The organism is Methylobacterium sp. WL116, from assembly GCF_008039455.1.
Lineage (GTDB): Bacteria > Pseudomonadota > Alphaproteobacteria > Rhizobiales > Beijerinckiaceae > Methylobacterium.
Genome location: NZ_VRUV01000233.1, coordinates 1 through 7031, shown reverse-complemented (window position 1 = coordinate 7031; position 7031 = coordinate 1). Strand labels below are relative to the sequence as shown.

At 69.2% G+C, this 7031-nt stretch carries 9 protein-coding genes and 1 tRNA gene; 7 read left to right on the top strand and 3 right to left on the bottom strand.

The genetic code is table 11. The features are described 5' to 3' along the window. Positions 1 to 58: 58 nt before the first annotated feature. Both FV223_RS16465 and FV223_RS16460 read right to left on the bottom strand, forming a co-directional pair. Complete coding sequence (locus tag FV223_RS16465; protein WP_147728046.1) at positions 59 to 796, bottom strand: hypothetical protein; 738 nt, start codon at positions 794 to 796, stop codon at positions 59 to 61. Between the two features lie 2 nt (positions 797 to 798). After that, a complete protein-coding gene (locus FV223_RS16460) occupies positions 799 to 1734 on the bottom strand; it encodes a hypothetical protein (protein ID WP_147728045.1) in 936 nt (311 codons plus the stop codon). A 315-nt stretch (positions 1735 to 2049) separates the two neighbouring features. On the opposite strand from FV223_RS16460, the gene FV223_RS30505 reads away from it, so the two are divergent. The 7 genes from FV223_RS30505 to FV223_RS16430 all read left to right on the top strand — a co-directional run bounded on the left by FV223_RS30505 (position 2050) and on the right by FV223_RS16430 (position 6711). After that, positions 2050 to 2199: a hypothetical protein gene (locus FV223_RS30505; RefSeq protein ID WP_187276160.1), complete on the top strand. Its 150-nt coding sequence runs from the start codon at positions 2050 to 2052 to the stop codon at positions 2197 to 2199. Further along, positions 2196 to 3131, top strand: a complete 936-nt coding sequence (locus tag FV223_RS16455) for a hypothetical protein (protein ID WP_147728044.1) — start codon at positions 2196 to 2198, stop codon at positions 3129 to 3131. The genes FV223_RS30505 and FV223_RS16455 overlap by 4 nt, the downstream gene beginning before the upstream one ends. A gap of 3 nt (positions 3132 to 3134) precedes the next feature. Beyond that, on the top strand, positions 3135 to 3461 hold the full coding sequence (locus FV223_RS16450; protein ID WP_147728043.1) for a hypothetical protein: 327 nt from the start codon (positions 3135 to 3137) through the stop codon (positions 3459 to 3461). Then, positions 3458 to 3646: a hypothetical protein gene (locus FV223_RS16445; RefSeq protein WP_246689701.1), complete on the top strand. Its 189-nt coding sequence runs from the start codon at positions 3458 to 3460 to the stop codon at positions 3644 to 3646. Before FV223_RS16450 ends, FV223_RS16445 begins: the two co-directional genes overlap by 4 nt. Beyond that, positions 3646 to 4449, top strand: a complete 804-nt coding sequence (locus tag FV223_RS16440; RefSeq protein WP_147728042.1) for a hypothetical protein — start codon at positions 3646 to 3648, stop codon at positions 4447 to 4449. The genes FV223_RS16445 and FV223_RS16440 overlap by 1 nt, the downstream gene beginning before the upstream one ends. Beyond that, positions 4449 to 4919, top strand: coding sequence for a hypothetical protein (locus FV223_RS16435; protein WP_147728041.1), 471 nt, complete (start codon positions 4449 to 4451; stop codon positions 4917 to 4919). Before FV223_RS16440 ends, FV223_RS16435 begins: the two co-directional genes overlap by 1 nt. 487 nt (positions 4920 to 5406) lie before the next feature. Beyond that, positions 5407 to 6711, top strand: a complete 1305-nt coding sequence (locus FV223_RS16430; RefSeq protein WP_147728040.1) for a hypothetical protein — start codon at positions 5407 to 5409, stop codon at positions 6709 to 6711. A 91-nt stretch (positions 6712 to 6802) separates the two neighbouring features. Here FV223_RS16430 and FV223_RS16425 read toward each other — a convergent pair. After that, a tRNA-Pro gene (locus FV223_RS16425) sits at positions 6803 to 6879 on the bottom strand. Positions 6880 to 7031: the final 152 nt, after the last annotated feature.

Here is a 7031-nt window from a genome sequence, read left to right as displayed (position 1 = left end):
CTTGAGCCTCATGGTCGGCGATAAACGATGAAGGGGCCCGATCGGGCCCCTTCATCGTTCAAGCTGCGGCCGCCATTGGCCTGGTTTTACTCCGCCACAGCGGCCTGGAATTGGTCCGCCCTTTACAGACGTCCTCGAACGGAAACGGGACGCCCTCAGTGTTGCGTTCCGCGAGGGCCATCCAGACAACCGTGGCGATCTGCTCATCGACCATGCCATCGTGGCAGGAAGGGAACCCCGGCAGGACTTCCCCAGCGACAGGCGGTAACCTGCCCGGCGGGACGACATCACCCGGCTTCCACGTCACCGACCAAACCGAGCGCAACCCCCAGTCCTGGGCCTCCACGTCCCAGGCTTCACCGGCCGGGATGCGGTCCCATTCCATCGTGCCCTCCCGCTGGACAAGCGCCCCCGTTGTGGGGACGTGCCCCCACGTGAGGACGCCGTCTCGCACTGACACATGACTGAGGCCTCCGTCCCAGGCCTCCAGGCACGCGTAAATTGTGCCGTCCTCGGCGCGTCGCGTCTCGTGGACCCCGATGATTGGGCTCGGCATCCCCGGCGGCAGCCACGTGTCGATGGCTTTGGCGATGGCCGGTTCGGCATCCGTGCATTCGACGCCGGGCAGGACCACGGCCTCGCGCCGCGGCTTGGCGACATGCGCTCCACGGGCGGGCGGACGCCAGCCCGGCGGGAGGATGTGGCCCTGCGCCCAGGTGTGCCACCACCAGGTGCCGCGGGATGTGGGATGCGGGGGGGCCGCGTCGACGGCGTCCATGAAGGAGAGCTGGGTCACGATCACGCCTCCGCCGACCCGAAGATCTCCGCCCGGAGCTCCGGGCGAAGCTGACGCCGATGCCTCCAGACGGCCGACAAGGCCTGCGAGCCCTCGATGACGCTGAGCGTCGGCAGGGCGCCGAGGACGTGACCTACATGGCTATGGCTCTTGCCCCACCCGCTGTCGTTCCGGATCGAGGCGCGATCCTCGTCGTAGCCGCAGAGCAACTTGACGCCGAGGTGGACCGCCTGGAGTACGCCCGGCTCCTGAGCCCGGGCCAACCAGTCGTGTGCGGGGTCCTTCGCGATGCGCTCTCGCACCTTGGCGATGGCCTTGTCGACCTGCCGGACGAGTTGCCGGGCCATGTGCGCCACGTCCGGGTACGGAAACCCTCCGACGCCCACGGGATTCTGCAGCACCGCGATGGCGAGCTCCCGCTTCGCCTTTGGCCAGGCCCAGAACAGCACGTCGAGCGAGACCCGCAGCGCGTCGATGTCCGCCTGCCGGCCGGGCCCGTTCGCCTCCGCCTCCTCGATCTCACGCTGGCGCAAGCGCTCCTGTGCCCTCGCGGTTGCCTCGTCGTCGGCCACGACTGCAGCCTCGGCGGCGGCGATGGCTCGCTCGGCGGCAGCCTCATCAGACGGAACCGGCTCCCAGCAGCACGGCGTCCAGACGCCCTCGCGACCTTCGGTGCGGTCGTCCGCCCATGAATAGCCCGCGTCGCGCAGGGGCTGGCGAGCCAGGGCGTAGGCCCGCTTGAAAACGGCCGGATCGCCGAAGCCCAGCCACAACATCTTGTCGCCGAACCGCGTCTTGACTTCCCGCGTCGGGCGCCACGCGAGGCCCAGTGCCGAGACGGGGATGGCCTCGGCGACCGGGAGCGGCCTTCCGGCGCTCGCGTAGGCCTGCGCCAACACAATGGCGAGGCCGATGAGGAGGAGGAGGAGGGAGAGCATGGCGGGGCACCTGGTGGCTTGTTGGCTTCCAGAATTCCAGCATGATGGCATGTAGTCGTCAAGCTACTGCCGAGGTGTACTATGTACACCTCCCCTCTGTGGGCCGCCCGACTAGGCCATCAGACCTAGTGCCTAATGTGACGCACCCCCGTAGACGCCAATTTGGAGGCGTGTAGACTTTCAAGGTGCCGCCCGGAGGTCGGGCTGGACGATTCATTACTTCCTACGAAAGTCGAAGGATCGAATTCAATGACAACTCCAGCGACGGAGAGGGTGATCGCCTTGCTCCGGGAAAGGACAGCGGAGGCAGGATCGATGCGAGCATTCGCCGATCTGCACGACCTCTGCCACACGTACGTCGCGGACGTCGCCCGGGGGGCCAAGCCGCCCGGCCCGAGGATCTTGGTCGCCCTCGGGCTGGCCAAGGTCGTCACGTATGTCGAGCTCGACGGAGGCCGCCCGTGAGCACGGTCGACACGCACGTCTTCATGAGGCCTTCGGCCGCGAAGGTCGCCGCCCTGGTGGAGAGCCACTCGCTCGAAGCGGCCATCGCTCGCTGGTACTGGCTCGACAAGCGGACGATCTTCACCCTCGCGCAGGCCGGGCGCGCCGCTCAAGGTGTAGTGCATCGAAAGACGGCGACGCGCCGGGCGTTCTCGGATCTCGACGCCGCAGTCTGCGTCGAGGCGAGCTACGCCCTCGGCAGCATGGCACGCGGAGAGCGCGCCTCGGGCGTGCCCCACAACTCGACGCGGGGCCTCTTCCCGACGCGGGGCCTCGACTACGTCCGCATCTCCACTAAGGAGCGTGCCCAGGCCACGATGATGGGCATCCGGGCCAAGGACGGCGACACGGACGCCAAGGCGAACATCGAACGCCGGCGTGAGCACGAGCTCGCCGTCGGGGAGGTCCTGCGCCGCGCCCTCGCCCTCGTGGGGGATCAGCCTGCGACGGGGCGATACGTCCTCCCCCCGGTCGACGCCGCACTTCGCGAGTCCCTCGTCGGGCTGCCTGGGACCGCCATCGGCGCCGTCTTCCCGGCACTCGGTCCCGGCCTCGCTCCGGCGGCGCCCATGCCCAGCAAGCGCGAGCGAGCCGTCATCGCGGCCTACGATGGGGGCCTCGGCGTCGACGTCCTGGCGGCCGAGCACGGAATTCAGGCGGGCACCGTCAAGAGCATCTGGAGTGACGCAGGTCTGTCCGGGCGAGCCCGCCGCGCCCGACTCAAGACTCAGCACATGGCGACGCCGGTGGTCGAGGCGCCCGTTCACCCCCGCCTCGACAACTCCAGACATGCACTGGCTGTGCGCCTTGCCCGGGCAGCGGACCGGGCGCCGATGGAGGCGCTGACCTGGTTCCGAGCCGACGCCGCCGCATCCCGTCACGAGAGGACCTGAGCCATGACGACCGAAGCAATGACCGCCCTTGGCGACATCGATGCCGAATTTTTCAAGATCATGGGGCTCGATGAGCCCCGCGAGATGACTATCGACGAGCTCGCCCAGGGCGTCGTCGATTACCTGGCCGAGCAGGCCGCTCCGGACACCCGCCCGGACCACATCGGCACTCTCGTCCGCGCCATCCTCGATGGCGGCGTGGATGCCGCCATCGAGGAGTTCAACGACATGCCCGACATCAGGTCGGATGCGGAGCGGGAGACCCTCCTGGCGAGGGCCGAATTCATCGTCGCCGGGATGCGCGTCCTCGCCCGGGCGTCGAGCGAGTGATCGCGCTCGATGCCTGGCGGGAGGAGACCCGCATCGTCGACGCTGTCGCGGATGCGCTTGTCGCCGGTGACGGGCGCGCCGCCGCCCGGGCCGTCGAGGGGATCACAGATCCGGCCGCGTGCGCCCGGATCTGGAGCAGGGCCCGCATCATCGTGTTGTGGCACGCAATAGGAGGACGGGACTGATGCCGCGTCGCTGGAATAAATTCAAACCGATGGCAGAGTACGGGCACCTCATTGGTTCCTCGCTCCCCCTCATCCTCGACGGGGCGATCCGGAACCGCCTCTACGGTCGGGACCTGCGCGGCTACCCGGTCGAAGTCAACTGGGTCCTCATCGACCTGTTCGAGGGCCGTGCTGGCCTGAACCGAGCGGACCTGATGGCGGCGGCCGAAGTCCTGCGCGTGCCCCGGGGATGGAGCGCGGAGTTCGCCACGGACAAAGTCGGCAACTACGTCGCGTGGGGGTTGCACCTCGGGCTCCTGATGGAGGCCGACGGACCGGACGGCGAGCGAGTCTGGACGATGCCCGACCGGCAGGTGCGCTACGGCATCATCGGCGGCAAGGCGGTCCAGATCCGCGGCCTACCTTTGGAGGCGCAGGCCGCCATGGACAAGCGCCTGCGAACCTCCGCCAAGCACGCGGCCACGATGGCCCGGCGCCATGCCGACCGCCTCGCGCCCGCCATCGCGGCCGACTTGTCCGCGATCCTGGATGCCGATTTCAGCACCCCCATCCCGGCGACATGGGCGACCCTCTACGTCGCCAAGGACATCATGGCCCGCTGGCCGCTGTTGAAGGACGCGTTCGGCCTGCTCCTCGACGTTCATCGCGATTGGACGAAGGACCGCCAGGACGGATGGCGCAGCGCTGTGGCGGTCACTTTTACAGAAACCCGGGGCCGGGTGGCGGGGGAGCGCGCCGCCCAGGCCGTCATCGAGGCCGAACTTGCCGAGGACGCAGCCGCATTCGAGGACATGGACCTGTGATGACCCGAACCGAGACCAACGCCGCCATCGCCGAGCAGGTCGCCGCGGACGCCCGGCCGGGCCACATCAGCCGGCTCGTCCATGCCCTCCGCATCGGCGGAGAGGATTTCGCCATCGACGTCCTCGCCGACATGAACGACGTCTCATCGGATGCCGAGCGGGAGGCCCTCCTGGAAAGGGCGCAGGCCGTCTCCGACGCCATGGGGCCCATCGACCCGGTGACGCCAGGGTCGGTGCCGCTGCAGCGGATCGCCGAGATCCTCGGCGCGCCGGAGACCTACTGGTCGGTCCGGTCGTGGACGTCCCAGGGCTGCCCGCACGAGGGCTACGGCTCCACGCTGCGTTGCGACCCGGCGGCGCTGGCCGCCTGGTGCGCCGCGAAGGCGGACGGCATCGCCTCGGAAGAGGCCCACCGGTTCCGAGGCCTCGCCCAGCGCCTCGCCGATCACGCCGCCCTGCAGGCTGCCTGATCGAGCGCCGGGACCGCCAGGGCCACGATCTTAACCCTGGCGGCCATCACCGATTGCGGCCGACCAAACATTGGAGGATTCTCCACGCAATGACCGCGACTTACGCCCTGATCACATCCCTGGACGTCGCTCTTGATCACTCCGAGGGCGCCCGCCCGATCCTCGCCGCCTCCGGCGACGACGTGCCATGGGCGCTCCACCGGGCGGTCTGGGCGCCCGAGCTCCAGGGATTGTTCGGCTTCCCCGCCTATTCGGTCGCGGATCTCCGCGGCGCGATCAGGCGGGGCGAGCTCAAGGTGTCGCGTCGCGGTCGCCTCTTTGAGGTGTCGCGCGCCCAACTGCGCGCATGGAGGAACGCGTGGCAGAAAGACGACGGAAGAAGGGCCCCCGCAAGCTCGGGGTTGGCAGAAGAGGTGAGCCGTACCTTTGGTACCGCCCCGGCCGCGTCGGAACCGACGGCATCGACCGGTCCGGTGTCTGGGTCATCATGCACCGGAGCAAGCAGGTCGCTAGCACTGACTGCGGCCTTGGCGAAGGTCCGGAACGCGAAGCGCTCCGCCGGCTAGCCGACTACAAGGACAGCCTGGCGATCCAGGCGGTCGAGGCCGTCCCGATGACGAAGGGCCGGCCGGCGCACGAGGTGACGCTGGCGGAGGTCCTCAGCCGGTACCTCGACGCGAAGAAGGGCATCCCCGACCCGGTGACGGGCGAGCTCAAGGGCGGCGTCTCCCGCCATAACGAGCTCGCGCAGCGGATCTACGCCCTCCTGGAGTGGTGGGGCGAGCGCACGCTCGCCGACATCGACACCGTCTCCTGCGCCGCCTACGTGGCCAGCCGCGTCGGGACGCCGTGGAAGACCCACGGCCGTCTCGGGACCGGGAAGGACGGCAAGCCCGCCCGCACCGGCTACAGCAAGCCGACCAAGGCGCGCGTCGTCACCGCCGGCGGCGCCCGGCGCGAGCTTGAGGATCTGCGGGCGGCCGTGAACGTGAGCATCGCCGACAATCTCACGCGTGACGCCGTCCGGGTGACCCTGCCCCCCAAGGGCGAGGAGCGCGACAGGTGGCTGACCCGGAACGAGGCGGCGAGGCTCCTCCTGCGCGCGTGGCGCAAACGCGAGGTCCAGACGATTCGGTCCGGTCCACGGAAGGGCGAGACCTACCTCATGCCCCGGCGGCCGGCGCGGCACCTTGCCCGGTTCATACTGGTGGCGCTCCGGACCGGCACCCGGTCGGGACCGGTGTGCGGCGCGTCGTTCGTCCGCGAGATCGGCAAGCCTTGGATGGAGCTCAAGACCGAGACGACGACGGAGGAGCGCACCGAGTCCGTGACCGTCGACGGCCAGGTCTACGAGCGGAAGGTGGCGGTCCCCGTCATCAAGCGCGTCGCGATCTTCCACCGGAACGCGGTCGGGACCAAGGAGGCCGAGAATAAGAAGGCCCCGACGGTCCGGATGCCGGACAGCCTCGTCGCCCACCTTTGGCGCTGGCACCACGTCCTCGGGCACCGGTACGTCGTCGAGTTCGAGAAGCGTCCGGTCGGCTCGACCAAGAAGTCGTTCGCCAACTTGGTGCACGAGGAGGGCCTCGGCGACGACGTCGTCCGGCACTCGCTCCGGCACACCGCGGTGACCTGGGGCATGCAGGCCGGCGTCGATATCTGGGAGCTCGCCGGCTACGTCGGCATGACCGTCGAAATGATAGAGCGGCGGTACGGCCACCATTCCGCGACGCACATGGAGGGCGCGCGGGCGGCGCTGGGCGGCCGCGGCGGAGGGAAGAAGGTGGCCTGAGGCGGCGACCGAACCCCGACCAATGTTTGGTCGAATGTTTGGTCGGGTTTTGCTCTCTGAGCCGGGAAGACCGGTTTCCCTAGGGAAACGCTGGTCGGAGTGGCAGGATTTGAACCTGCGACCCCCACGTCCCGAACGTGGTGCGCTACCAGACTGCGCTACACTCCGAAGGCCGGCGGCTTCGCCAGCGAGCGGGGGTATAGCCGGCACCCGGGCGGGCCGCAAGCGGCATCTCGCGGCGCAGTGCGTTTCGCGGGCGATCAGCACGGGGGGCGGTCCGGCCAATCCGGCGGCAGGGCGCAGCGGGCGATGGCCGCGCC